The sequence below is a fragment of the Rhodococcus sp. DN22 genome, from assembly GCF_036669995.1.
In the GTDB taxonomy this organism is placed as follows: Bacteria; Actinomycetota; Actinomycetes; order Mycobacteriales; family Mycobacteriaceae; genus Rhodococcus_F; species Rhodococcus_F erythropolis.
This window is the reverse complement of sequence record NZ_CP133326.1, coordinates 153,796-177,720: the sequence shown is the minus strand read 5'-3', so window position 1 is coordinate 177,720 and position 23,925 is coordinate 153,796. Positions and strand designations below refer to the sequence as shown.

General features: G+C 63.4%; 22 protein-coding genes. 12 read left to right on the top strand and 10 right to left on the bottom strand.

The window, feature by feature from the left end:
- The first annotated feature begins 20 nt into the window (after positions 1-20).
- Complete coding sequence (locus RA302_RS00775; RefSeq protein WP_020905717.1) at positions 21-704, top strand: TetR/AcrR family transcriptional regulator; 684 nt, start codon at positions 21-23, stop codon at positions 702-704.
- Entirely contained in the window at positions 701-1,252 is a 552-nt protein-coding gene (locus RA302_RS00770; protein ID WP_166501610.1) for a GNAT family N-acetyltransferase, read from the top strand. Before RA302_RS00775 ends, RA302_RS00770 begins: the two co-directional genes overlap by 4 nt.
- Here RA302_RS00770 and RA302_RS00765 read toward each other — a convergent pair.
- Genes RA302_RS00765 through RA302_RS00755 form a run of 3 tightly spaced genes read right to left on the bottom strand, consistent with a single transcriptional unit; the run spans position 1,230 to position 3,956 of the window.
- A complete protein-coding gene (locus RA302_RS00765; protein ID WP_166501609.1) occupies positions 1,230-2,687 on the bottom strand; it encodes an HNH endonuclease signature motif containing protein in 1,458 nt (485 codons plus the stop codon). The two genes, RA302_RS00770 and RA302_RS00765, sit on opposite strands and share 23 nt — an antisense overlap.
- Before the next feature lie 35 nt (positions 2,688-2,722).
- On the bottom strand, positions 2,723-3,373 hold the full coding sequence (locus RA302_RS00760; protein ID WP_084325541.1) for a DUF6308 family protein: 651 nt from the start codon (positions 3,371-3,373) through the stop codon (positions 2,723-2,725).
- Entirely contained in the window at positions 3,366-3,956 is a 591-nt protein-coding gene (locus RA302_RS00755; RefSeq protein ID WP_020968068.1) for a hypothetical protein, read from the bottom strand. Before RA302_RS00755 ends, RA302_RS00760 begins: the two co-directional genes overlap by 8 nt.
- A gap of 158 nt (positions 3,957-4,114) precedes the next feature.
- Between RA302_RS00755 and RA302_RS00750 the strand changes: the two genes are divergently transcribed.
- On the top strand, positions 4,115-4,882 hold the full coding sequence (locus tag RA302_RS00750; protein ID WP_166501608.1) for an SDR family NAD(P)-dependent oxidoreductase: 768 nt from the start codon (positions 4,115-4,117) through the stop codon (positions 4,880-4,882).
- Between the two features lie 55 nt (positions 4,883-4,937).
- Here the strand turns inward: RA302_RS00750 and RA302_RS00745 are convergent, their stop codons facing one another.
- Both RA302_RS00745 and RA302_RS00740 read right to left on the bottom strand, forming a co-directional pair.
- Complete coding sequence (locus RA302_RS00745) at positions 4,938-7,265, bottom strand: bifunctional diguanylate cyclase/phosphodiesterase (RefSeq protein ID WP_166501607.1); 2,328 nt, start codon at positions 7,263-7,265, stop codon at positions 4,938-4,940.
- Positions 7,266-7,403: 138 nt separating this feature from the next.
- Positions 7,404-8,960 (bottom strand): TM0106 family RecB-like putative nuclease, encoded by a 1,557-nt coding sequence (locus tag RA302_RS00740; RefSeq protein ID WP_070384810.1) that lies wholly within the window; start codon positions 8,958-8,960, stop codon positions 7,404-7,406.
- 124 nt (positions 8,961-9,084) lie between these two features.
- Between RA302_RS00740 and RA302_RS00735 the strand changes: the two genes are divergently transcribed.
- The 8 genes from RA302_RS00735 (at position 9,085) to cysC (ending at position 16,176) form a co-directional block, all read left to right on the top strand.
- Positions 9,085-9,738: a DUF6474 family protein gene (locus RA302_RS00735; RefSeq protein ID WP_166501606.1), complete on the top strand. Its 654-nt coding sequence runs from the start codon at positions 9,085-9,087 to the stop codon at positions 9,736-9,738.
- Between the two features lie 14 nt (positions 9,739-9,752).
- A complete protein-coding gene (locus tag RA302_RS00730) occupies positions 9,753-10,268 on the top strand; it encodes a hypothetical protein (protein ID WP_019746333.1) in 516 nt (171 codons plus the stop codon).
- A gap of 52 nt (positions 10,269-10,320) precedes the next feature.
- Complete coding sequence (locus tag RA302_RS00725) at positions 10,321-10,989, top strand: YcnI family protein (RefSeq protein WP_020905708.1); 669 nt, start codon at positions 10,321-10,323, stop codon at positions 10,987-10,989.
- Positions 10,989-11,507 carry a copper resistance CopC family protein gene (locus tag RA302_RS00720; protein ID WP_020905707.1) on the top strand — a complete coding sequence of 173 codons (519 nt, stop codon included), beginning with the start codon at positions 10,989-10,991 and terminating at the stop codon, positions 11,505-11,507. The genes RA302_RS00725 and RA302_RS00720 overlap by 1 nt, the downstream gene beginning before the upstream one ends.
- Before the next feature lie 4 nt (positions 11,508-11,511).
- Positions 11,512-12,453 carry a CopD family protein gene (locus RA302_RS00715; protein WP_019746330.1) on the top strand — a complete coding sequence of 314 codons (942 nt, stop codon included), beginning with the start codon at positions 11,512-11,514 and terminating at the stop codon, positions 12,451-12,453.
- Between the two features lie 122 nt (positions 12,454-12,575).
- Positions 12,576-13,385: a Stf0 family sulfotransferase gene (locus RA302_RS00710; RefSeq protein ID WP_166501605.1), complete on the top strand. Its 810-nt coding sequence runs from the start codon at positions 12,576-12,578 to the stop codon at positions 13,383-13,385.
- Positions 13,382-14,296 (top strand): sulfate adenylyltransferase subunit CysD, encoded by a 915-nt coding sequence (cysD, locus tag RA302_RS00705; RefSeq protein WP_166501604.1) that lies wholly within the window; start codon positions 13,382-13,384, stop codon positions 14,294-14,296. Before RA302_RS00710 ends, cysD begins: the two co-directional genes overlap by 4 nt.
- The gene (cysC, locus tag RA302_RS00700) at positions 14,296-16,176 is read left to right on the top strand and encodes an adenylyl-sulfate kinase (RefSeq protein ID WP_166501603.1); all 1,881 of its coding nucleotides are present in this window, start codon (positions 14,296-14,298) and stop codon (positions 16,174-16,176) included. The genes cysD and cysC overlap by 1 nt, the downstream gene beginning before the upstream one ends.
- Here the strand turns inward: cysC and RA302_RS00695 are convergent.
- Genes RA302_RS00695 through RA302_RS00680 form a run of 4 tightly spaced genes read right to left on the bottom strand, consistent with a single transcriptional unit; the run spans position 16,173 to position 23,152 of the window.
- Positions 16,173-17,543: a sulfatase gene (locus RA302_RS00695; RefSeq protein ID WP_020905704.1), complete on the bottom strand. Its 1,371-nt coding sequence runs from the start codon at positions 17,541-17,543 to the stop codon at positions 16,173-16,175. The two genes, cysC and RA302_RS00695, sit on opposite strands and share 4 nt — an antisense overlap.
- A gap of 56 nt (positions 17,544-17,599) precedes the next feature.
- Positions 17,600-20,797 (bottom strand): carboxyl transferase domain-containing protein, encoded by a 3,198-nt coding sequence (locus RA302_RS00690; protein ID WP_166501602.1) that lies wholly within the window; start codon positions 20,795-20,797, stop codon positions 17,600-17,602.
- Positions 20,794-22,491 carry an AMP-binding protein gene (locus RA302_RS00685; RefSeq protein WP_029254154.1) on the bottom strand — a complete coding sequence of 566 codons (1,698 nt, stop codon included), beginning with the start codon at positions 22,489-22,491 and terminating at the stop codon, positions 20,794-20,796. Before RA302_RS00685 ends, RA302_RS00690 begins: the two co-directional genes overlap by 4 nt.
- Positions 22,492-22,516: 25 nt before the next feature.
- On the bottom strand, positions 22,517-23,152 hold the full coding sequence (locus RA302_RS00680; protein ID WP_021332686.1) for a TetR/AcrR family transcriptional regulator: 636 nt from the start codon (positions 23,150-23,152) through the stop codon (positions 22,517-22,519).
- 1 nt (position 23,153) lies between these two features.
- Between RA302_RS00680 and RA302_RS00675 the strand changes: the two genes are divergently transcribed.
- The gene (locus RA302_RS00675) at positions 23,154-23,333 is read left to right on the top strand and encodes a hypothetical protein (protein ID WP_060938715.1); all 180 of its coding nucleotides are present in this window, start codon (positions 23,154-23,156) and stop codon (positions 23,331-23,333) included.
- Position 23,334: 1 nt separating this feature from the next.
- Here the strand turns inward: RA302_RS00675 and RA302_RS00670 are convergent, their stop codons facing one another.
- Complete coding sequence (locus tag RA302_RS00670) at positions 23,335-23,922, bottom strand: DinB family protein (protein ID WP_019746321.1); 588 nt, start codon at positions 23,920-23,922, stop codon at positions 23,335-23,337.
- Positions 23,923-23,925: the final 3 nt, after the last annotated feature.

Genomic DNA, 23,925 nt, shown 5'->3' with positions numbered 1-23,925 from the left:
GGGTGAGTATCGTTCGATTTATGACAAAAACAGCCGAGTCGGCGCAGCCCGACGGGCGCAGCACTCGCTGGAACGATCACAAGGAGCAGCGCAAAGCGCGGATCCTCGACGCAGCACTCGATGCAGTCAACGAAGGTGGCGCCGACGTCGGCGTCCAGCAGATCGCCGAGCGCGCCGACGTCCCACGTTCCGTTGTCTACCGGATTTTCAAGGATCGAGCCGACCTCGACGAGCAGCTGCGAGTTCGCATCCTCGAGATGATGATGACCGACCTGACACCCACCCTCACGCCGCAGGGTACGGTCGGCGAGGCTATCTCACGGGCAGTCGAGACCTACCTCCAGTGGATTGTGAAATACCCACGACTGCACCACTTTTTAGGCAAGGGCTCGCCGAGCACGCGGGCCACCGGTTCGAAAGTGGTGACCGGAACCAAGACGGCCATCGCCGTGCAATTGGGGAACCTGTTGGGTGCGATCCTCGCCAGCCGCGGCAAATCGTCGAAGATGGCGGAGCCCTTGGCTTTCGGCGTCATCGGATTGGTCGACGTCAGCGTCAACCGTTGGCTCAGCCAGCCGGGTTCCGATGTGACCAGTGCGGAATTGGCCGAGTTCCTCGGGCGCTCCATCTGGCAGGTTCTGGACGGCAATCTTCGGAGCATCGGCGTCGACATAACTCTGTCGACTCCGATCGCCGACCTGTGACAGTTACCGAACTACCCTGGGCACTCGACGGACGTGGACTTCAACTGATCCGGGTTCCACCACTCGCCCTCCACGCACTGGGTGAAGACAACGCCACTCTCGCAATGGAACTCGAACCCAACCTCCTGACCCCGTATCTCCTCGGCGAAGAATGCCAGGGCTTGTGGCGCTACCGGAGCAAGCAGATATCCGGGAACCCACTCGACAACGCGTGGATCACCCGCATCGCCGTCGATGCCCGCACCTCGACGCCGGTGGGGTTGGCCGGATTCCACGGTCGCCCCGATGCGCGCGGGATGGTGGAGATCGGATATCGCATCGACCCGGTATTCCGGCGACTGGGCTACGCTCGAACTGCCCTCGAGATACTTCTCGACGTCGCGAGTCGCCAATCCGAAGTGCACATCGTTCGAGCGACCATCAGCCCGGACAACATCGCATCGCGAAATCTGATCAGCCAGTACGGTTTCAACGAAGTCGGTGAGCAGTGGGACGAAGAAGACGGTCTGGAGACCATCTTCGAAATCAGTGCCTCTCCGGAACCGTGACAGCCGTCAACCCGCTGGTGCTGTCGGTCCAGTGAATGGCACGGTCCTCCAGCATCACCGGCGTCCATAACCTGTATGTCTTCACCTGATGGTGATGAAGACACAGGCATTGGAGGTTGCTCGCAATGGTCCACCCTCCGCGTCTCGGATCGGAAGGATCGAATTCGGTGATGTGGTCGAGTTGGCACCTGCTCGCGGGCACCGAACAACCAGGGAACCGGCAGTGACCGTCGACGGCCCGTACAAGCGCGGCCAGAGCCGCTCCCGGAGCGTAGGTCAGCGCGCCGGGAGGTGGATCGGGCTGGGCGCCATGCCCATCCGATCTTCGAACTATGTCCGGGGCTCGCGCGACCAACCGTTGCATCGCTCGAATCCGATCTCCGCAGCCTTTCGGTTCGCGACTCAGGCGATCGCGTCGGGCGACAAGCGGCAGGACAGCCGGAGTATGTTGCCGGCGCGGTCGATTCCCGGCGGCCTGAGAGCGAAAGTCGACAAACAGTGCCTGCCAAGTGGAATCGGCGGCAAGCTCGCGAGCAAAGTCGGGATCGATTGGCCCGTACCCGTCGATACTCGCGGGATCTGACGTCAACCCGAGGAGCGTCGGCAGATCGCACACGATGTGCAGCAACGGCTTCCGACGCGAGGGCGCAGTTGATCGACTTGCTGGGGATACTGCCTCGCACGTTTCGCTGCCACACTGGCAAGTCAGCCCGTTCTCACCGTGCAGGAGAGCAACCAGCGCGTCGGCCCGGCGCGTCGAGGCATTTCGTGGATCGTGGTTGCAGACGCTTCCGGCGGCCTCGTTGATCAGGCCAAGCGCTTCGACAGCCTCGTTCGCGCTGAGTGTTGCCTGCAACTGGGCGAGTCCGTGACGGTCTGCACGCGTGCGAACATCGCGGTGCTCCAGCATCTTCCGGCGACGTTCGGCAGCAGCATCCGGATCGTAGGCAAAGAGCTGACGTTCGATGTCGCGCTCCAGTTGCCCGGGCGGAAGACGGTGCGCCGAGGCAAGTACCCGGCGCTCGAGTGCTGCGATCGCCTCGGGGTCGACCCCGGTGAGTCCGTCGACAATCTTGCGCACGCGCGCATAGTCCAGCTCGCCGGCAGCAAATGCGGCCTTGGTGAGCGGAAGGAACTCGCGCAAGGCGTCACCGATCTCGATGTGAACTTCGGCTGTGCGCCGCGAACACGTGAGCATGACCGCGATCTCGTTGCACGCGATCCGCCACGCCTTGTCGACATCACCGGACACGTCGAGTTCCGCATTGAATCTCGACTCCGACAACATGGATGCACCGAGCACCTTCTGTGCGGCCAGCATGTTCTCGCTCTGCGCCGTTGCAAAGAGCATGTCCGGCAGCACGAGTGGATCGACGACAGGACGGCCGTCATCTACGACTGCCCCCACACCGCCCGTCGATCCATTATCGAACATACATTCGACACTAGACCTGCCCACCGACAAGAAAGCTAGAGTGCCGGTTTGTATCCCTTACCCTGCATCCAGGCGAGCACATCCAGCACCCGGATCGCCGGAATGGCATCGTCCAGTCCGGCCCGAACTCGCAAGTCGAGCAATCGCACGTGTAATTCTCCGTCGTGCAAGGCCTCTCGTACCGGTTCCACATGGGCAGCCTTCGTTCCCAACTCCCGCCCGATGACGTCGTCGTAGATCGGGTAGAGCCGCGGACGCTTGCGTGCGATCAGTTTGGACGCCATGGTTCGCCCGACGCCGTGAATCTCTCGAAGCGCCGTCTCCAACCGCCACACCGGAGATTCCGGAGTGAAGGGATCGGGTTCGTTCGACAGATCGCGATCGGGGCCCACGTCGGCCAGGAGTCGGTTCAGTTCGGCATTGTTCTCCCCGAGTAGGAAGAAGGCCCCTTGCGCCGGAACCTGAACCGACAGAAGCGTCACCGCAACAAGATCTTCCGCGGTAAAGATGTTCGCATCACGATCGCGGTTGCCACTGGGATCCCAGGAATCCCACAGCGCACCGGTACGGAGATAGCCCGTCTTTCGGAGCGGCCTCGTGAAGTATTCCTGCAGCACGTCGACCGCGCCGGCATCGTCCCCGTCTCGCAGCACACGCGGGAGGCGGATGGGCAACTGATCAACCATGGTCGAGCGACCTTTCCAGTACATATTTGGCGAACCCGGAGTTGTGATATTGCCGAAATGGGCCCTTGCCCTTGGCAACAAGATGCTCCGCGAGTGGACGTACCGTCGTCACATCGACAGGCAGTAGGGCGAACTGTTCCAACGCATCCGAGTCCTCGAGACTGCAGTCGATCACGGTCCCGTCGCCGTCGGCGGACGCCAACTCGGTGCGTCTGATGGCGACCAGATCGTGCTTGGCATCGAGTTCTTCGATGCTGCAGCCGGTTCGCGATTCCAGTGCCGAACTGGATACGTACACGGACATGACGTGTTCGATCGGCTTACCGCCGACCAGATGGCACTCGACGCTCAGAATCTCCATCGGACCGATGTTGAGAGTGAACAAGCGATGTCGCTCCGCCGATCGGTTGGTCGACGGCAGGCAACTGATCGTCCACTGTTCGATCTCGACGGCGGCCGGCGCATCGAACGCGTAGGAGAGAACCTCGGCAATCAGCTCGGCAAGATCTTCGAAGAGCGGGTCGCGCTGCAACCGCTCGAAATTCTCGACAGAAGCGGCGGGACGCACAGGCGCCTTGCTCACGCAGGTCCCCTCTCGTCCGGTGCTTTGCTCTCAGACCTCGCGTCCAAGGTACCCAGCCCTACGCGGGTCTCGCGCGTTCGCCCTCACATACACCCTCGCGTTATGGTTCTCGACACGCACCACCGCCTTACCGATCGCTAACTCGAGGAGCACACGAAGTGGAAATCAAGGGAACCGCAGCACTGGTCACCGGAGCGGCATCAGGCCTCGGCGCCGCAACAGCCAAGCGCCTCGCCGACGCCGGTGCTACCGTCTTCGGCCTGGATCTGCCCGCGTCGATCGAGCGCGCAGGCGACAACGTCCCCGCCGGCGTCACTCTCATCCCCACCGACGTGACCAGCGGCGAAGAGGTCGAGGCAGCGATCAACCAGATCGTCGAGTCGGGCTCCCCGCTGCGCATCGTCGTCAACTGTGCCGGTGTCGGCTGGGCGGGACGCGTCCTGTCCAAGAAGGGTCCGCACGACCTCGAGCTGTTCCGCACGGTCATCACCGTCAACCTGCTCGGCACCTTCAACGTCATGCGCCTGGCCGCCGACGCCATCGCCAAGACCGAGGCCGTCGACGAGTCCGGCCAGCGTGGCGTCGTCATCAACACCGCTTCCGTTGCTGCCTTCGAAGGACAGATCGGCCAGATCGCGTACTCCGCTTCCAAGGGCGGCGTGCACGGCATGACTGTTCCGGCTGCCCGTGACCTCGCGCAGTTCGGCATCCGCGTCAACACCATCGCCCCCGGCATCATCGACACCCCGATGCTCGCAGGCGTCACCGACGAGTACCGCAAGGGCCTCGAGGCCGGCGTTCCGTTCCCGTCCCGCCTGGGCCAGCCGTCCGAGTACGCGCAGCTCGCGCAGATGATCGTCGAGCACGACTACCTCAACGGCGAGACCATCCGCATGGACGGCGCTCTCCGCATGGCGCCGCGCTAACCTCCCTGCTGTGCGCCTTTATTAACCGCCCGCGGTTAATAAAGGCGCACGGTTGTCAGAACGAATGAAAATACCCACCGCTGGATTGGGCAGTTGCGCTGAGGTACTCGGCCACTTCCGTCGCCGGCATCGGTCGGCTGACGTAGTAACCCTGAACCAATTCGCAACCGGCGGTACGCAAGAGACTCAATTGGTCGGCCGTCTCCACGCCTTCCGCCAATGACTGCATACCGAGCGCCTTCGCCACCTCGACCACCGAAGTGACAACTGCCGAATCACCCTCGCTCAGTTCGGTGATGAACGACCGGTCGATCTTGAGAATGTCCAACGGCAGTTTCTTCAAACTCTCGAAAGACGAATAGCCAGTTCCGAAGTCGTCCAGGGCAATCGCAATTCCGGTGGCACGCAGGCGATCCAGCTCGGCGACGGCAAGCTCCTCTACCGCTCCCGTCTCTGTGATTTCCAGCTGAAGCCGTTTGCTGGACAGACCGGATGCCTCCAGCGCATCGTTGACTGCTGATCCGAAGCCGGACGACATCAGTTGCACCGGAGAGACGTTCACCGTCACGTAGGTATCATCGGGCCAGGTCGTCGCTTCGGCGCAGGCCATGTGTAAAACCTGAAGCCCCAGCGGGACAATCAAACCCGTCTCTTCCGCGACATCGATGAAGATGCGCGGCGCAAGCACTCCCCGCACCGGATGGTTCCAGCGAAGCAGTGCCTCGAAACCCTCGACGCGGCCGGTGTCCGCACGAACCTGCGGTTGGTAGTACAGCTCGAACTGCCGAGACTCGATCGCAAGCCCAAGCTCTTGCAGGGCCGATGCTCGTTCCCTGGCCCGCGCGCGCAGCACCGGCGAGTATCTTCCGACCCGGTTCTTGCCGGCGGATTTTGCGGCATACAGCGCCAGGTCGGCGGACATGACAAGCGTGTCCGCGTCTTCGGAATCTGCCGGCGCGCTGGCATAACCGATCGATGCACGAACCTCGATGCGATTCCCCCGCACGAAAAACGGCTCACGCAGTGCGCCCAGATAGCGAGCAAACACCTCGCCGCCGTCCCCTGTTCCCCGCAGGACGACGCCGAATTCGTCGCCCCCGATTCGCGCACACATGGCGCCACTGACCACTCGATTGAGCCGTGCAGCAACGGAAATCAACAATTTGTCACCGACGGGGTGCCCTAACGTGTCGTTCACCGACTTGAAATTGTCCAGGTCGAGGATGCCGACAAGAACCTGCTCGCCGGTCCGGACAGCGCCGAGCGCGTCGGACAGCTCCGTGCCGAACGTCCGGCGATTCGGGAGCCCGGTCAGTCCGTCGGTTGCAGCGAGCCACAGAATTCGCCGCTCGTAGTTGTACTTCTCGGTGATGTCCGAACCCACGCCTCGCCAACCAACGAACTCCATGGCCTCGGAAAGCCTGGGATGACCCGACAGAGACCACCATCGGTCGACGCCGCCGACACGAACGGGAATGACGACCTCTCGAAACGGCATGAGGCGGTCGAGGTGATCTCCGATGACGTGGACCGCGGCTCGTCCACTCTTCGTCGAACCGACGTCGAGCCGATCCAACAATCCGCGCAGCGACAGGGTTCGCAGGTCGGAGACAGAGACACCCGAGATCTGCGACAGCCGAGCGGAGGTGTGCGACAACGTCCCGGTGGTGTCGACTTCCCACAGCCAGTCGCGTGACCCACCCTCGAAATCGTCGAGAAGCAAACTGACCGTCTGGCGCTCGGCAGCAGCCTCGAACTCGGCAAGACAACGACTTCGGAACGACGCCCAGAGGTACACGACGCCGACGCACAGAATACTGATGTAGACAACGAGTTGAAACGAAAGGACGAAGTACTCGGCCGTCGCCCCGGCAAGCATGACGAATAACAATCCCAGGCCGTGCACCAGAATCCAGGCCAAACCCAGCGACCGAACAGTCGACAGCGCAACTGCACCGGCACCCACCACACCGGCGATGGTCGCGATCAGAACCAGCTTTCGTGAACCGTCTATCACCGGAAGCATCTCGGCCGCGAGGATCGTGTACAAAACACCCAGCAGTACCACTTCGAGCATGAGCGCCCAGTAGTCGTACCGGGTCGTGTGCTTGGGCGAATACCTCTCTCCCTGAATGGCCCTCGGCAGCCACACACGCACCGAATTGAGGATGACTGCGAGCGCTGCCGCTCCCCAGATCAGGCGGAACTCTTCGTGTGCCGGCGGCACGACATAGGCCAACAAAGCGCACGCACTGAAGAAATTCGCGACGTTGGCCAGCGGAGCTACCGTTGTCACTTGACGAACCTGGCGAGAGAAGAGGTCGCGCCGCTCGACGTCAGACAGTTCGGCGTCGCTCGCACTCGAAGTCAGCCTGCTCAGCATGCAACACCCTCCATCGTGGAGCCGACCAGATGAAGGTAGCGCGGATGCGGGCTCGGGGCACACGATGACGAGAAACTACGAATTGAAACACCCTGTTAAATAGGATGTTTCAGACAATAGCGACAGAACGGATCGGCGCTACAACTCGGAAGCCAGCGGAATTTCCTTCTCCGCGCGGTCCGTCATCCACTCACGTAGAACCTTGGTGGCAATGACGTCGTCCTCGTTGTATTGCAGGATGCGTGTCCGCTGCGTCTCGTCGGGCTCACCGTCGTAGCCGACCGCCTCGCGGTACCACGCCATCGACGCTTCACCACCGGCTTCGGCGTCACGCCAGTTGAACCCGGCGACGGGGGCAATCTTCTTGAGTCCCTTGCCGTTCGGGCAGATGAACTGATCACTCACCGCTTGATAGATGTCGACCCACTGCGGACTGTCGATGAACTCACGAATCTCGTCCTTGCTCGGAATCCCGGGCTCACCGGCAAACCTGCGCGCCGAGTCCAACAACCACTTGTCCTCGGCCGAACGCGAATAGCAGTATGCGGCAAAGGTTTTACCCGAAGCAGCGGCTGCGGCACGCTCCGCCATCAACCAACCCCAGAACTCTGCGAACGACCGCGCCTCGTCACGCGTCGGCAGCGGATCCCACGTCGCAAATCCTCGGTACATCGAGAAGCCACCGACATTGAGCAGCGTTCCCCACAGATAGGCGCCGTGCTCCTGATAGCTCTCCATGTCGACGTCGATCTCGATGTCCGCCCGAGTCACCGAGATCTTCTCGAACCGCCGCACCAACGGAGCATCTGCCAACCACGCCTTGGCGATCACTACTGCGTCGTCGAAATTTCCGTGCGGCCAATCCTCGAGCGGCTCACCGTCCCATGCGGCCAGCTGATCGATCGTGTTGCAGCCGACGTCGCGCAGAAGCTCCGCTCGCGATCCGACAGCCACCAGGCTGACATCGCGGTTGCGAACCAACTCCTGCTTGCATTCGGTCCACCACGGGCACGACTTGCACTCGCTCACCTGTGACGGAGACGTCAGCACCTCGCCGCGGGCAACAGCGATACGGTCGGCGAAACGCTCGTCGTAGTCGTCGAGAATCGCACTGAGGTCGTGGACGAGGACGCAGTCTCCGTTGTATCCGATCGCGCCTGCCGTGAGCGACGGGCTCGCCAGCCCACGACGCTCGAGCATCCGATAGACCTGCGCGACGCGCATCTGATCGCGGACCTGACTGCGGACCTTGCGTTTGGGATCGACCGCGGGCTCCCATTCGAAGAGCCCCGAGGTGATCGCGCCCTGGCCGGGATCGGTCACCTTGTGATTGACGACAATGACGGGGATGTACCCGCCGCCCTCGTCGTCACGGATGAGCATTTCGCAGCGGCCCTTGCGTCCGGTGTCGCGCTCGACCGGCAAGACCGCGCCCCAGATCCGGTCCGCGCCGGCCTCACAGGCAGCAAGTGTGTCGCGAGCCTGAGCCGACGCCGATTGATCGGGGTTGATCTTCACCCAACGCTCGGGAGCAGCGCCGATCACCAGTTCGGCGATCTCCGTGCGCTTCGCGATCGCGGCATCCTGGCGCTGCTTGACGCCGGTGTCGACGGGTTCCGAAGCCGATTTCCCGGGAAACAACCCGTCCAGACGCACCCGATGACGGCATCGGGTCAACGCCCCCGAATCGATGATCGGGAGCTGGGGCGCGGGGTTGTTAACGGAACACACGATGACGAAGATTATGTGCTCCCCTAGGCTGAAGCCGAAGCGCAGGTACCTGGCAACACACAAACACCTGGAAACGGGGTCCTTTTCGATGGGGTTGTTCAAGAAGCGAAAGTCTCGTGCCACCCGCAAGGCGGAGGCAAAGGCTCTCAAGCACAAGGCTGAGGTCGAGGCGAAGCTCAACGCCAAGAGCCAGCGTAAGCGCGACAAGGTCGAGACCAAGTCGCTCAAGAAGCTGGAGAAAGCCGAGATCGAGTCACAGCACAAGATCGAAAAGGCGCAGATCGCGACCCTGAAGGCGCAGGAGAAAGCCGCTGCGAATCAGGGCCTGACTGTCGCCAAGGTGCGTAAGTACCTGGGTGTGGCACGTCTGCTTGCCCCCGTTCTCCTGCCGATCGCCTACCGCGCTGCCACGGCTGTGCGCGCCCAGCTCGACACCACGCGCGCGCAGAAGATGGGCATCGCCGTCGACCAGCTCGGTGACTACACCGGTCACGGCGCGAAGTTGAGCGCTCGTATCGCCGGCGCCGAGAGCTCGGTCACCGAGATCCTCAGCCGCAAGCCCGACGATGCGGAGACGCAGCGTTTTGCCACCGCCATCCGCGAGCGCCTCGGCGATCTCAGCACGGCAGTTCGCGCTGCCGAGCAGATGCCGCAGGCTCGCCGTAAGGCAGCTCACCAGGCAATTTCTTCCGAACTCGACGGCGTCGAAGCAGATCTGCTCGCACGTCTCGGCGTGCGCTAGACCTGAGAACGCCAGTGAGAGCAGCCGAGCAGACCGCGACCCTCCGGGGGATCTCTGTCGGTTCCGCTTCGGCTGCTCTCGCTGTAGCCGCGCATGGAATCGGCGGAGGCGAGCTGCCACAGTCGTCGTCGCTGACCCTGCTGCTCGCCGTCTGCGCAACCGTCGGCGCCGTGACGGCCACCCTTCCCGCCCTCTCCCGGGGGCCCGCTGCCCTGATCGTGGCTCTTGGCCTGGGTCAGCTTGCCGCCCACACCACCATGACGCTCTCCGAGCACGCTCATTCGCCCGCTCCGGGATTGGTGATGCTCGGTGCTCACGCCGGTGCCACCGTCGCCTGTGCGGTGGCGGTCCTGGCCGCCGAGCGCCTCTACCGCGTTGTCACCCACGCTCTCCACGTCGTCCTGGCGTCCCTGGCTCCCGCCGCCGTCACTTCCCGCGGCCACACCGTCTCGACCGGAATCCATCACGGACCCGTCGACGCCCTTCTTCGCGCCAGCATCTCGCGGCGCGGTCCTCCTGCCCTGGTCTGAAGATTCGTAGAACTCCCCACCCCTTCACCAGACCAAGAGGACACTTCCCGACATGAAGAACACCCTGATTTCGCGTGCGGTTGTCACGACCGTCGCTACCGGCAGCGCTGTGCTGCTGGCCGCCGGAATTGCTTCAGCACACGTCAGCGTCGTCGCACCAGGAGCTACGCAGGGCGGATACTCCGTTCTCACGTTCCGCGTGCCCACCGAATCCGACACCGCTTCGACCACCAAGCTGACGGTGGCCCTCCCCGACCTCAAGTCGGCACGCACCGAACCGATGCCCGGTTGGACCGCCGTCGTCGAGAAGGACCCCACCTCGCTGGTCGCGAAGTCCGTGACCTGGACGGCCGACCCCGGCGTCGGAATCGCCCCCGGCCAGTTCCAGCAGTTCGTTCTTTCCGCCGGCCCGCTGCCGGAGCAGGAAGAGGTCGAGTTCAAGGCCGTGCAGACGTACAGCGACGGCAACGTCGTCAACTGGGATCAGGAAGAACTTGCCGACGGCAGCGAGCCGGACAAGCCCGCGCCGACGCTGACTCTCGCCGCATCCACCGGCGATGCTCACGGAGCGCCTGCTGCCGATAACACTGCCGAGACGTCCGCTGCTTCCGAATCTTCTTCGTCAGACAACACCGCGCGCTGGCTCGGCGGCGTCGGCCTGGTGCTCGGCGCCTTGGGCGCTGCACTCGGCCTCGGCGCACTGGTCAGGAGCAAGCGCTGATGAGTACCCGGATCAAGGTCATCGCCGTCGGCATGCTCGCGATGCTGGCCACGATGCTCGGAATGGGCACGGCCAGTGCGCACTCCGCGGTTGTCGGCTCCAACCCGGAAAACGGCGCGTCCATTCAGGTTGCGCCTGACAAGGTTTCGGTCACGTTCAACGAGGCTCTGCAGGCGCAGTTCGCGGCACTGACGGTCACCGGCCCGGACGGCAACCTCTGGACCAAGAGCGATCCGTCCGTCGAAGGACCCACTGTCAGTGCAGACCTCGGCGATCTCGGGCCGACCGGCGTCTACACCATCGCGTACCGCGTCACTTCCGCCGACGGTCACCCCGTCAACGGAACACTGACCTTCACCCTCACCGAGGCGGGGTCGGGCACTCCCGGCGCTGCCGCCGCGTCGAGTACGGGTGAGTCGGAGTCCGGCAGCATGCCGGTGTGGATCTTCATCGTCGCCGGCGTCGTCGTGTTCGGCGGTGCGCTGTTCTTCGTGCTGCGTAAGCCGAAGTCGAGCTGATCGCGTGACGGGTACGGCAAACAGGTGGTGGTTGCTGTTTGCCGTACCCACAGCTCTGCTGGGAGTCCTCATCGCCTGGGGCCTCGCGAGTCCGTCGGGACCCGAATCGTCGAGCACTGTACGCGTTCTCGCGATCGGATGCGGCTCGTTGACGCTCGGCATCGCGACGCTTGCCTGGATGGGCCGCAGTGAACGCCGTCCGGCAACAACCCCCGCGATCATGTGGACTCAGCTCACCGCGGCGGCAGCGGTTTGGCTCGTCGCCGAGATCACGCTCCTCGTGCTCAATGCCGCAGCGGCAGACGGCGCCCCGGTCACCTCACTGACCATCGGGCACTTCGGCGCATTCGTCTCCGAGGTCAACGTCGGCCGCGTCGGTGTCGCGATCATCGCGTGCGCGTTTGCCGTGGTCTGTTACGGCATCTACGGGTTCACCAATCCCGAGACGGTGCCGGTCGCACCGGCATTGGTCGTCTCCGCGTTGGCGCTCGCTGCCCGCCCGATCACCGGGCACATGGCGCAGCAGAGCTTCGGATCGATCCTCGACGCCGTTCACGTCCTCGCTGCGGCCTTGTGGTTCGGCGTGCTCGCCGCACTCGCGCTTGCCGTACCGTCGCGCGGTGCCTGGGCGATCTGGTTGCCCAGGTACTCCGCCCTCGCCTGGCGATGTGTCCTCGCGTTGGTCGTCACCGGTATCGTCAACGCCGTCGTGCGACTCGACTCGCTCTCCGCCTTCTACGACACCGCTTACGGCCGGGTGATCCTCGCCAAGATCGTGGCGATCGCAATGCTCGTCGCACTGGGATGGTGGTGGCGCCGGACATGGGTGGTCGCAAGTGCTGCACACCGCATGAGTTCGGACGGATCCCTGCGCCGCGCCATCGGTGAAGTTGTCTTCATGGCCATCGCATTCGGGCTCGCCGCGGCCCTTGCGACAACTGCGTAAGACGTGCCTCAGCACAAGATTTCGTGACCCGCACATTTAACGTTTCACGTCGAGATTTAACCTCTACGTGAGTTTATTTTCCCAGCTTGCGGCGGTTTCCGGCCACCCTTAGCGTTGCTCGCATGACGGAGGCCCAACGCTCGTTTCTCGTCTGCGCTTCGCAGCGCAGTGGCAGTACTTTGCTGGTCGAATCCCTGCGAGCAACAGGGGTCGCGGGTGAGCCGGAAGAGTTCTTCCAGTACCTCCCCGAGACCTCGCGTTCGCCGCAACCGAGGCAGTGGTTCGAAGACGTCACGGACGAGTCCGTCTTGGGTCTGCTCGCCCCGTTCCACCCGGGTACGCCGGACACCCGCACCTCCGAGCAGTGGCGCACACAACTTCTCGAACTCGGCCGAACACCCAACGGAGTCTGGGGCGGCAAGCTGATGTGGAATCAGACACCGCTCCTGCTCGATCGCGCAGCCGGATTGCCGTGGCGCAGTGGGACAGATCTACGTTCCGCACTCCACGACACTCTCGATCACGACCTGCAGTTCATCCACGTCTATCGAGAAGATCTTGTCGCTCAGGCTGTATCGATGTGGCGAGCCGTGCAGACGCAGGTCTGGCGCGACGACGCGACCCCACCGAATCTCTCGGACGGTGCGCAGTACAACGCGCTCGGAATCGCACACCTGGTGACGATTCTCGGTGAGCAGGAACGACAGTGGAAGCGCTGGTTCGAGGAAGAGGACATCTCCCCCATCGAGATCGGGTTCCGCGATCTCACCGAAGACCCGCAGTCCGTGGTCGCAAAAACTCTCATTTCCCTCGGTCTCGACGGACAACTGGCCCCACCACCGCCGCTGCGTCGTCAGAGCGACGGACGCTCCCGCGAATGGGTGCAGCGCTACCGCATCGACGCCGAACAGAACGGATACCCCGTCACATGAGCACCGTCACCGATGTTGTCGACGAACTCCGAGTTCTCGAATCCGAAGCGGTTCACATCATTCGAGAGGTGGTGGCAGAACTCGAAAGACCGGTACTGCTCTTCTCAGCCGGCAAGGACTCGATAGTCCTGCTTCGACTCGCCGAGAAGGCGTTTCGACCCTCCCCACTCCCTTTCCCCGTCCTACACGTCGACACCGGTCACAATTTCGAGGAAGTCATCGAATTTCGCGACCGCCGAATCAAGGAGGGCGGGCACACACTTCTGGTTGCTTCCGTTCAGGATTCGATCGACCAGGGTCGAGTGCAGGAGTCGACCGAGACCAGCGGATCGCGAAACCGCCTGCAGACCAGAACTCTGCTCGACGCTCTCGAAGGCGGGCGATTCGACGCCGCATTCGGCGGCGCCCGCCGGGACGAGGAACGTGCGCGAGCCAAGGAGCGAGTCCTGAGCTTCCGTGACGAGTTCGGCCAGTGGGACCCTCGGGCGCAACGGGCCGAACCGTGGTCGCTCTACAACGGTCGGATCAGGCGCGGAGAGTCCGTTCGTGTCTTCCCGCTGAGCAACTGGACAGAACTCGACATCTGGCGCTACATAGCCCAGGAGGAGCTGGAACTGCCGCCCATCTATTTCGCGCACGAACGGCGGGTATTCGAGCGCGACGGAATGCTCGTCGCTGCTTCGGAATTCAGCACCGACGCCGAGAACGCCGCGGCAACGACCGAGTGGGTGCGATATCGAACCGTCGGCGATCTGACCATCACCGGCGCCGTTCGATCGCACGCCACCACCATCGACGACGTCGTCACCGAGATCTCGGCCGCGACGGTTTCCGAACGAGGCGAGACTCGCGCAGACGACCGAACCTCGGTCGCCGCGATGGAAGACCGAAAGCGTGAGGGCTACTTCTGATGACCACCACCATCACTCGCCAACTCCTGCGGCTGGCCACGGCGGGTAGCGTCGACGACGGCAAGAGCACGCTGATCGGCCGACTGTTGCACGACACCGACAGTCTGCCTACCGATCACCTCGATTCCGTGACCGACGAGCACGGTGTCGCCGACCTGGCTGCACTCTCCGACGGATTGCGCGCCGAGCGCGAACAGGGCATCACGATCGACGTCGCGTACCGATTCTTCTCCACTCCGACCAGAAGTTACGTACTTGCCGACACCCCGGGACACGAGCGCTACACGCGCAACATGTTCACCGGCGCGTCCAACGCTCACGTAGCGGTCCTGCTGGTCGACGCGAGAACCGGCGTGCTGCGTCAGACGCGTCGGCATGCCAGAATCGCAGCGCTACTGGGTGTTCCGAACCTTGTGGCCGTGGTGAACAAGATCGATCTGGTGGGCTTCGACGAAGCGAGATTCGCGCAGGTACAGGAAGAATTGCGGGTATTGGCACGCCAGCTCGGGCGAGGCGACGTACTTGCCATCCCCGTCTCCGCGAAAGCCGGCGACAATGTCGTGACCCGCTCGGAGAACACCGAGTGGTACAACGGGCCGACACTTCTCGAATATCTCGAAGGCGTCGAACTCCATGCGCCCGCGACCCACATCGAGGAACTTCGGCTTCCCGTGCAGTGGGTTTCGCGCCCCGATCCGCAGAATCGGCGCCGGTACACCGGCCGAATTTCGGCGGGCACACTGAGCGTCGGAGACGAGGTAGTGGTACTGCCGTCCGGATCGAAGAGCACCGTGATCAGCCTGGACACCCTCGACGACAACCGCAGTACTGCCGTTGCACCACTGTCGGTTTCGGTGGAACTGGCCGACGACATCGATGTCGGACGTGGCGACGTTCTGGTCAGCGGCGGTGCGCAGGCCCATTTGCCGGTTCTGGCCCGAGAACTCGAAGCCACGATCTGCTGGTTGTCGAACACTCCACTGCGAGCCGGCGATAGGATAGCGCTCAAACATACGTCCCGGACCGTGCGCGCGACGGTCCAAGAACTGCACACCCGACTCGACCCCGAGACGCTCGACGAGCAGGACAGCCCAGTCGAACTGGGGCTCAACGACATCGGAACGGTCACGCTCCGAACCAGTTCCGTGGTGGTCGCCGACACCTACGACCAGAATCGGGACTCCGGCGCTTTCATTCTGATCGACGAGCAGAGCAACGACACCGTCGGCGCCGGCACCATTCTCGAGCCACGCGTCGTCGTTCCCGGTGAGCAGACCCGCAACGACATCAAGTGGCATCCGTCTTCACTCGAACGTCAGCGGCGGTGGGCGTCGACGACCCAGAAGGGCGCGACGATCTGGTTGACCGGCCTACCTGCCTCCGGAAAATCCACCGTCGCTGTGGCTGTCGAACGTGCGCTGGTCGACGCGGGACGCACCGCGTATCTCCTGGACGGTGACAACGTCCGCCACGGTATCTCCGACGATCTCGGGTTCTCGCCGGGAGACCGGGCCGAGAACATCCGGCGCGTCGGACATCTCACTCGACTGTTCGCCGACGCCGGCGTCGTGGCCATCGCGTCGATGGTCTCACCGCTGCGTTCGGATCGGGCAATTGCGCGTGCTCTCAACGAAGCTGCCGGGCTCACTTTCCTCGAAGTTGCCGTCACCACTCCCGTCGAAGAATGCGAACGCCGAGATCCCAAGGGCCTGTACGCGCGTGCGCGAGCCGGTGAACTGAAGGGGCTCACCGGAATCGATGCACCGTACGAGACTCCGGAGGACCCGGACCTGGCTTTCGACACGACAGGCGCTGACATCAACGAACTGGTCGGGCGGGTCATCGAATTGTTGGAGGAGCGCGAAACCGCTAGGCCCTAGGGGTTTTCGGTGTCCGACTCGAGGTAACCGCGGTCCGCACTGTAGGCGGACCGCACGTTGGGTCGGACACCGATCTTCTCGAGGTAGGCCGCCATGCGATGCACCGCCATCGCGCTTCCCAATGCCTCGTCCGGGAGACGATCATCCGTTTCGGCGCGCCACGTGTGAAGCTGCGAGGACAATTCCGCCTGTATTGCCGAGACTTCCGGTCGATCGATCAGATTGATCTTCTCGTCGGGGTCGGCACGAAGGTCGTACAGCTCCCGGGGTGCGCGTACCGCCAGATGCTCGGTGCCGAGCGCCTTTCCGGAAAGACTGTCCTCTATGTCGAGCGGTAGATCCAGAGCGGGGCGGACAGCGTAGTTCTCGATGTAGCTGTAGTCCTTGGTGCGCACCGCGCGAATGGGATCGAAACTGTCGTGAAAGGTCTTCTCCGTGAACAAGGAGGTCCGGACGGGTTCGGACGGCTCGGTTCCACGATCGACGAGGGCATCGGCGTGCGAGCGCCCTTCCACCTCGGTGGGGACGTCGATACCGAGGAGATCGAGAATGGTCGGAACAAGATCCACACCGCTGAACAGTGTCTCGTATTCCTTTCCGCCACTGCGATACCGAGCCGGAGGGCGAGCGATCAACGCAATGCCGGTGCCGGGGGCGTAGAGCGTCGACTTGGCACGTGGGAACGCGGCGCCGTGATCGGTGAGGAAGAAGACCCACGTGTTCTCGTCGAGCCCCTCTTCCTCGAGAGTCCCGAGCAGATCACCCACCGCGGCGTCCGCTACCTCTACGCTGCCGTGGAATTCGGCCAAGTCCTCGCGTACCTGCGGCACGTCGGGAAGGTATCCGGGAACCTCCAGCGCTGCGGTGTCCGCCGGGGTATAGCGATCGGCCGGGTACGGCCGATGCGTTTCGAAGAACCCCGTGGTGAGAAGGAAAGGCTCGGGCGGGAAGCGTCGTAGCCAGTTCTGGGCACGCGGAACCACGTAGTCGCAGAACGAGTTCGTGACGTCGTACTCGTGATAGCCGAGTCGCTTCGGGTACGCAGTCTCGTGCTGCATGCCGAAGAGCGAGGTGTACCAACCGTTGTCGGAGAGGATCTGCGGAAGCGTCTGCACCTCAGCGTGGTACTCCCAGCCGTGGTGCGCCAACCCGATCAGACCGTTGTTGTGCGGATACCTGCCCGAGAAGAGAGAACCGCGCGAAGGTGAGCACAGCGGCGCCGTCGCGTGTGCGTCGGTGAACCGGATGCCCTCTGCCGCCAGCCGGTCCAGGTTGGGGCTGTTGACCCCGGCGACACCGTAACTCGCGAGGTGTCGGCCCAGGTCGTGCCAATGAATGATCAGGACGTTATCTCGCGCAGCCGACACGTGGGCAAGGCTAGTTGCCCTGCCCACGTGCGGCAACAGCTCGAATCAGCAGGATCTCAACTGTTTCTGCCGAGCTGCCTGATCCAGGCGCGGGTGTCGGCGGGATCGATGACATCGTCCAGTTCGAACGTGGTAGCCGCCATCAATGCCTTGCCCTGTGCGTAGGCCAGTTCCACGAACTGACCGAACAGAGTTTCCCGAGCCTCCGGGTCTTCGACGGATTCGAGTTCCTTCCGGAAACCGAGGCGCACGGCACCTTCCAGACCCATCGGCCCGATCTCGCCGGTCGGCCACGCCACCGTGAACTCGGGTGCGTGGAAGGAACCACCGGCCATCGCCATGGCGCCCAACCCGTAACCCTTGCGCAGGATGATCGTTCCGAACGGCACCGTGAGGCGAGCACCGGCAACGAAGAATCTGCCGAACCTTCGGACCGTCGCCTCCTCCTCCGAGTCCGGGCCCACCATGAATCCCGGTGTGTCGCAAAGGGTCACCAGAGGAATACGGTGCGCTTCCAGCAGTTCCAGGAAATCCGAAGCCTTGTCCGAGGCTTCCGCGTCGATCGCTCCGCCGAGATGCTCGCTGCTGTTCGCCAGCACACCGTACGGAACTCCTTCGACACGAACGAGTGCCGTCACTACACCGCGACCGTAATCTCGACGCAGTTCCAGGACGCTGTCGACGTCCGCGATCGCCTCGATCGCTCCACGAACGTCGTACGAGCGCAGGCGATTCTCCGGGACCACGTGCCGGGAGAGCCGCGGATCCGGAGCCGTCCACGCCTGGCTCGCGCCCTGGAAGTAGCCGAGGTACTGCTTGGCCAGCGCCACCGCATGAGCGTCGTCGTCAGCCACCAGGTGTACGACGCCGTTACGGCGCTGCACGTCGATGGGGCCGATGTCCTCGGGGCGGAAGTTTCCGAGCCCGCCGCCCTCGACCATGGCAGGGCCGCCCATGCCGATGTTGGCGTCGGGCGTCGCGATCAGTACGTCGCAGGCGCCGGCCAGGGCCGCGTTGCCCGCGAAACAACGACCGGACACGACGGCGACCATGGGCACCCGCCCGCTCAGCGCCGCCATCGCGCGGAAGGTCCCCAGTTCCAGGCCCGCTCCCGCCCCTGCATCGGTGTCACCGGGGCGACCGCCGCCACCTTCCGCGAACAGCACTACCGGAACCCGCTTGCGATCGGCGATCTCGAGCAGGCGGTCGGTCTTGGCGTGATTGCGCATGCCCTGGGTACCGGCCAGCACCGAGTAGTCGTACGAGATCACGACGCTCTCGCCGCCGCTGATGGTCGCCACTCCGCCGATCAGACCGTCAGCAGGAGTGTTGGCGATCAAGTCTTCCTCGCTTCGCCGACTGCGCTGCGCAGCCAGTGCGAGAGCGCCGTACTCGACCAGGCTGTCGTCGTCGACCAGGTCGTAGACGTTCTCGCGAGCAGTCCGCCGCCCCAGCTTGTGGCGCTTCGCCACTGCCGCAGGCCGCGCCGCATCCAGGGTCACCTCGTGGCGAGCGATGATCTCCGCCAGATCGGGACGTACGTCGTCGAGGTCCACCTCGTCGACCTCGGCGAGCTTCGATCCCGCGCTTGCGCTACGGACGACGAGCAACGGTTCGCCCGCACTCACCGATCTCCCCGGTGACGACAGGATCCGGACCACTTCGAGGTCACCGGGCGCCGAGAGAACATGCTGCATTTTCATCGCTTCGAGGACGGCGACCTGGCCACCCGCATGGACGCCGTCACCGACTGCGGCAAGTTCGACGACGATTCCCGCCATCTGTGCACGGACCACGTCCTCGTCCGGCGCGATGTCCACACTCGCGGAGGGTGTTTGTGGGCCCGCTTCGGGAACGAGGTCCGCCAATCGAGAACCCAACCAGTCGACGTCGACCAGGCCGTCGCGGAAGTCCTTGTCCGACAGTATTGCCTGCAGGAATTCGAGGTTGGTCGCCACGCCGTCGATGGTGAACTCACTCAGAGCAGCAATCGACTTGCGCACAGCGGCAGGAAAATCCGATCGACGCGTGTGGGTGACGACCTTCGCCAGCAGCGAATCGTAACGCGCACTCGGCGAGAGTCCGACCGTACCGAAGGTGTCCACTCGCACGCCGGGTCCGCCCGGAGGAGTGAAGTTGTCGAGCGTGCCGGAGGACGGCAGCGCATTGCCGTCCGGCGTCATGGTTTCCATGTTGACGCGGGCCTGTATCGCAATCCCCGAAGCGTTTGCCACGGATCCGACTGTCTCCGAGGCCTTCTCGAAAGCGGTGATCCCTGTTGGCAGGTCCAGGTTCTCGAACGGAACTCCGTCCGCGATCGCGAGCTGCACGGCGACGAGGTCGATTCCGGTGACCTCTTCGGTCACCGTGTGCTCCACCTGAATTCGTGGATTGACTTCGAGGAAGACGAATCCGCGTTCCTCGACCAGGAACTCGACCGTCGCGATGCCTCGGTAGCCGACCTCGGCGCACAGCCGCGCGGCCGCAGCGTGAAGACGCTCGCGCAGGGCCCCCGACAGCCCCTGCGCGGGCGCAACCTCGATCAACTTCTGATGCCGACGTTGGACGCTGCAATCACGGTCACCCAGAGCGATCGCGTGGGTTCCGCCCTGCCCCGGCGCCGCCACGATCTGCACTTCGATGTGCCGAGCGTGCTCACTGAGTACCTCGGCGAACAGTGCCGAACTGCCGAATCCCGACTGGGCTTCGGCCGCACACACACGGTACGCGTCGTCGAGCGCTTTCGGGTCGCGCACCGCGCGCATGCCGCGGCCACCGCCGCCGCTGAGCGCCTTGATCATGATGCCGCGGGAGTTGCGCTCGAAGAATTCACGCACCTCGTCGAGGTCGGCGTTCGCCGATGTCGACGGCAGGACCGGTACGCCGGAGTCGACCGCCGCAGTGCGGGCGCTGGCCTTGTCGCCGAAAGTCCGGAGAACCTGGGCGCCCGGGCCGACGAAGACGATGCCCGCCTCGGTACACGCCTGCGCGAATTCGGCATTCTCACTGAGGAATCCGTAACCCGGGTGCACGTGCGTGGCGCCCGTTTCGGCCGCGATCTTCAGCAATGTGCTCTGATCCAGGTACGCGGATGCGCCCGACGCTCCGAGCGGCACCGACTCCGTGGCCGCCGCGACGTGCGGACTGGACGCGTCGTCCTCGGCGTACACCGACACCGTCTCGATCCCGAGTTCACGGGCAGTTCGAATGATCCGCAGCGCAATTTCGCCGCGGTTCGCAATCAGCAGTCTCACTTTTCCCCCTGAGTGCGCTCGAACAGATCGCCCTTGCGCACCTTTCCTGTTGCAGTCATCGGAAGCGCCTCGAGCACTTCCACTTCGGGCACCTTGTACGTAGCCATGTTCTCCTTGGCCCACGAGACGATCTCGTCGGCCGCGGTGTCGGAACCCTCGACCAGCTGGACAAACGCAAAAGCCACCTGCCCCTTGTCCGGGTCCGGTTTCGGTACCACCGCAGCCTTTTCGATCGCCGGGTGCAGCATGAGCAGCGCTTCCACCTCGGAGGGGAAAACACTCATGCCGTTGGTCTTGATCATTTCCTTGTTTCGCGCCAGGTAGTGCAAACCACCACGCTCACTGAACTTTCCGACATCGCCGGTCTGCAACCAGCCGTCACGGATGGCGTCGGCGGTGGCAGCCTCGTTGCGGTAGTACGCGGAAAGGATCGACGGACTGCGCACGATGATCTGTCCGTGCTCACCGACGGGAACCGGCCTGCCGTCGTGATCGACGATCAGAACGTCGGTACCGGGCACCGGAATTCCGCAGAACACCGGCTCGCTTTTCAGGTCGTAGTCGCCGTCCTGGAAACCGAGAGTGATCGTGTCCGCGGTGTGGGTTTCGGTCATGCCGTAGCTCGCTTCGCGCAGAACACCGCCGGTAGCCTCGCGCCACCGCTGGCGCGTGGCCGGATCGAGTTTGAGAACAAACGAGACCGCCATGGCGTTCTGGAGTGTCGAGAGATTTCGCTCCGAGAACCCTGATGTGTCCATCAGTTCGACGTAATTGTCGACGGTTCCGACCAGCGAGGTCACACCGTAGGTCTCGACCGCGTCGAGCGTGGTCTCCGCATCCCAACGATTCAGCAGGACAACGGTTCCGCCGTTGACGAGCGGAACCAGAATGCCGAAGTCCTCACCCGCGATCCAGAAGATCGGCAGAAACACCAGAGATACCGGCGGATTGGCGCCCACCTGGTCACCACCGGCAAGCGTCGCGGTGGCCGCGGTGTAAACCATGTGGCGCTGAGTGTGCTCACAGCCCTTGGGCATTCCCGTCGTTCCGCCCGTGTAGTTCAGGGCGGCGAGGGAATCGAGCTCGGTGGCAACGGGAGTCGCCCGCTCACTGGTGATGATCGACTGCCAGTCGCTCAGGCGCGGATCGTCGACCTCGAAGGGCAGTTCGACGGTGGGGATCGCAGTCAGCATGTCCGATACTGCGGTCTTCGCGACGTGTTCGAGTGAAGTCTGTGAGCGAACCTTCTTCACCAGCTTCGAGAAAGTGTTCTGCGTCAGTAGGACCTTGACGCCGGCATCGTTGAGTTCGTGAATCAATTCGTGTTCACGGAAGAGCGGATTGATGGGCACGTGAACCGCACCGACCTTGAGAATGCCGAGCATCGCGATGTGGAACTGCGGGCAGTTGACCAGGTGAACGCCGACACGATCACCTCGTTCGACTCCGAGTGAAAGCAGCCATCCGGCAAAACGATCCGAAAGCTCGTCGTACTCGGCGTACGTGATGACGCGGCCGTAAAAGACGATTGCGGGAGTATCCGGCCGCTCGAGCGCCCAATGCCGCAAGTAGTCGACAAGTCCCCCGCCTTCGAGCGGATACTCGACGGCGCGGGGAATCCCGGCGGGCCAATGCGCCTGCTGCAGCGCAGTGATTTCCGCCAGAGCCGCTTCGAGCACGTCTTGTTCTGCCACCGATCACTCCATTCGTAAAAGAAATCTATTTCGACTCTTCGAACCCGATCAACCGTTCGGACATCGTCGTCATATCTGCAATGAACTGGTTCTGCTCTTCGACACTCGCCTTACTCAGTCGTGCTCCACCGGCCATCTGTGCGTCCGAGATCATCTGAACGAGCACCGGGGGCGAAACGCAGGGATCTACATCGTGAACCTGTCGAATACGTTCGACGAAGCGTACGTAGCGGCTCACGAGCTTTTCGCGAACTGCTGACCAACTGCGCTCGACCTCGGAATCCACCCGCGCCCGGTGCTCGATCACCGCGAGCAGGTCCCCGTAGGTGTACACGGCCGTGATGAACGCCGACGTGGTCGTTCTGAGAACTTCGCGTAGATCCTCGGCCGCTGGCCCCTCCATGTGCTGGGCGTCGAGAAACCGTCGGCACATCATTTCGGCGACGGCACGAAAGACCTCGTCCTTCGACGAGAAGTACGCGTAGAAGGTCGCTCGGGACACATCGGCCCTGGTGGTGATGGTCTCGACGGTCACGGCGTCGTATCCGAGTTCGCCGAAACAGATGGCAGCGGTGTCGAGCAGGCCGGCCCGACGTGGACCGTCCCCGAGCTTGCGGGCTGTCCGCGCTCGCTCCTGCGTTTCGCTGGTGGTCACCGTCACAGTGTGTGTTGACGTTGACGTCAATGTCAAGAATTGCGGCATCCTCGCCGCCGTTCTCGTCGGCTCAGTCGCGAAGATGGGCGAGAAGAAAATCGTCTCCCGGATCACCCGTGGGGCCGGCGACATGGTCGGCCCGGCGATCGTCGTCGTGGTGATCGGTGCGGCAGCGGTATTCGAGTAGTTCAGGCGTGGTGGGCCTCGCGTGCCGCCGTCTCCAGACGGTCGTTGTACTCGGCCCACCACGCCTCATCACCGGGAGCCAGATTGTTGTCGCCCGCCTTCATCCCAGCAGCGCCGTCGATCAGCTCCCGCACGATGTCCGCGTGGCCGGCGTGCCGATGGATCTCGGTGACAACGTGAACGAGTATCCGGTGCAATGTGACGTCGCGACGATCCTCCGGCCAGTGCTTCACGAAGCCGGGGGCATCCAGATCGTGCTGCTCGATCGTGGCGTCGGCGAAAGCCCAGGTGCGGCGATAGGTTTCGACGATGTCGGCACTGGACTCATCGGCGCGGGCCCACATGTCGACGTTGAGTTCCTCCGAACGCAACCACGCCGGTAGATCGGGAACCCGACGGCCGAACGTCGGACCGAAATACCCGAGCTCGACGCCGATCATGTGTTTGACCAGTCCCAACAAGTTGGTCCCTGTCCGGGTCATCGGACGCCGAATGTCATACTCCGACAGCCCGTCGAGCTTCCAGACGAGCGCGTCACGTGCTGCCTGCAGGTACCGCTGAAGATCTTCCTTTTCCGAGTTGGTGGTCATGAA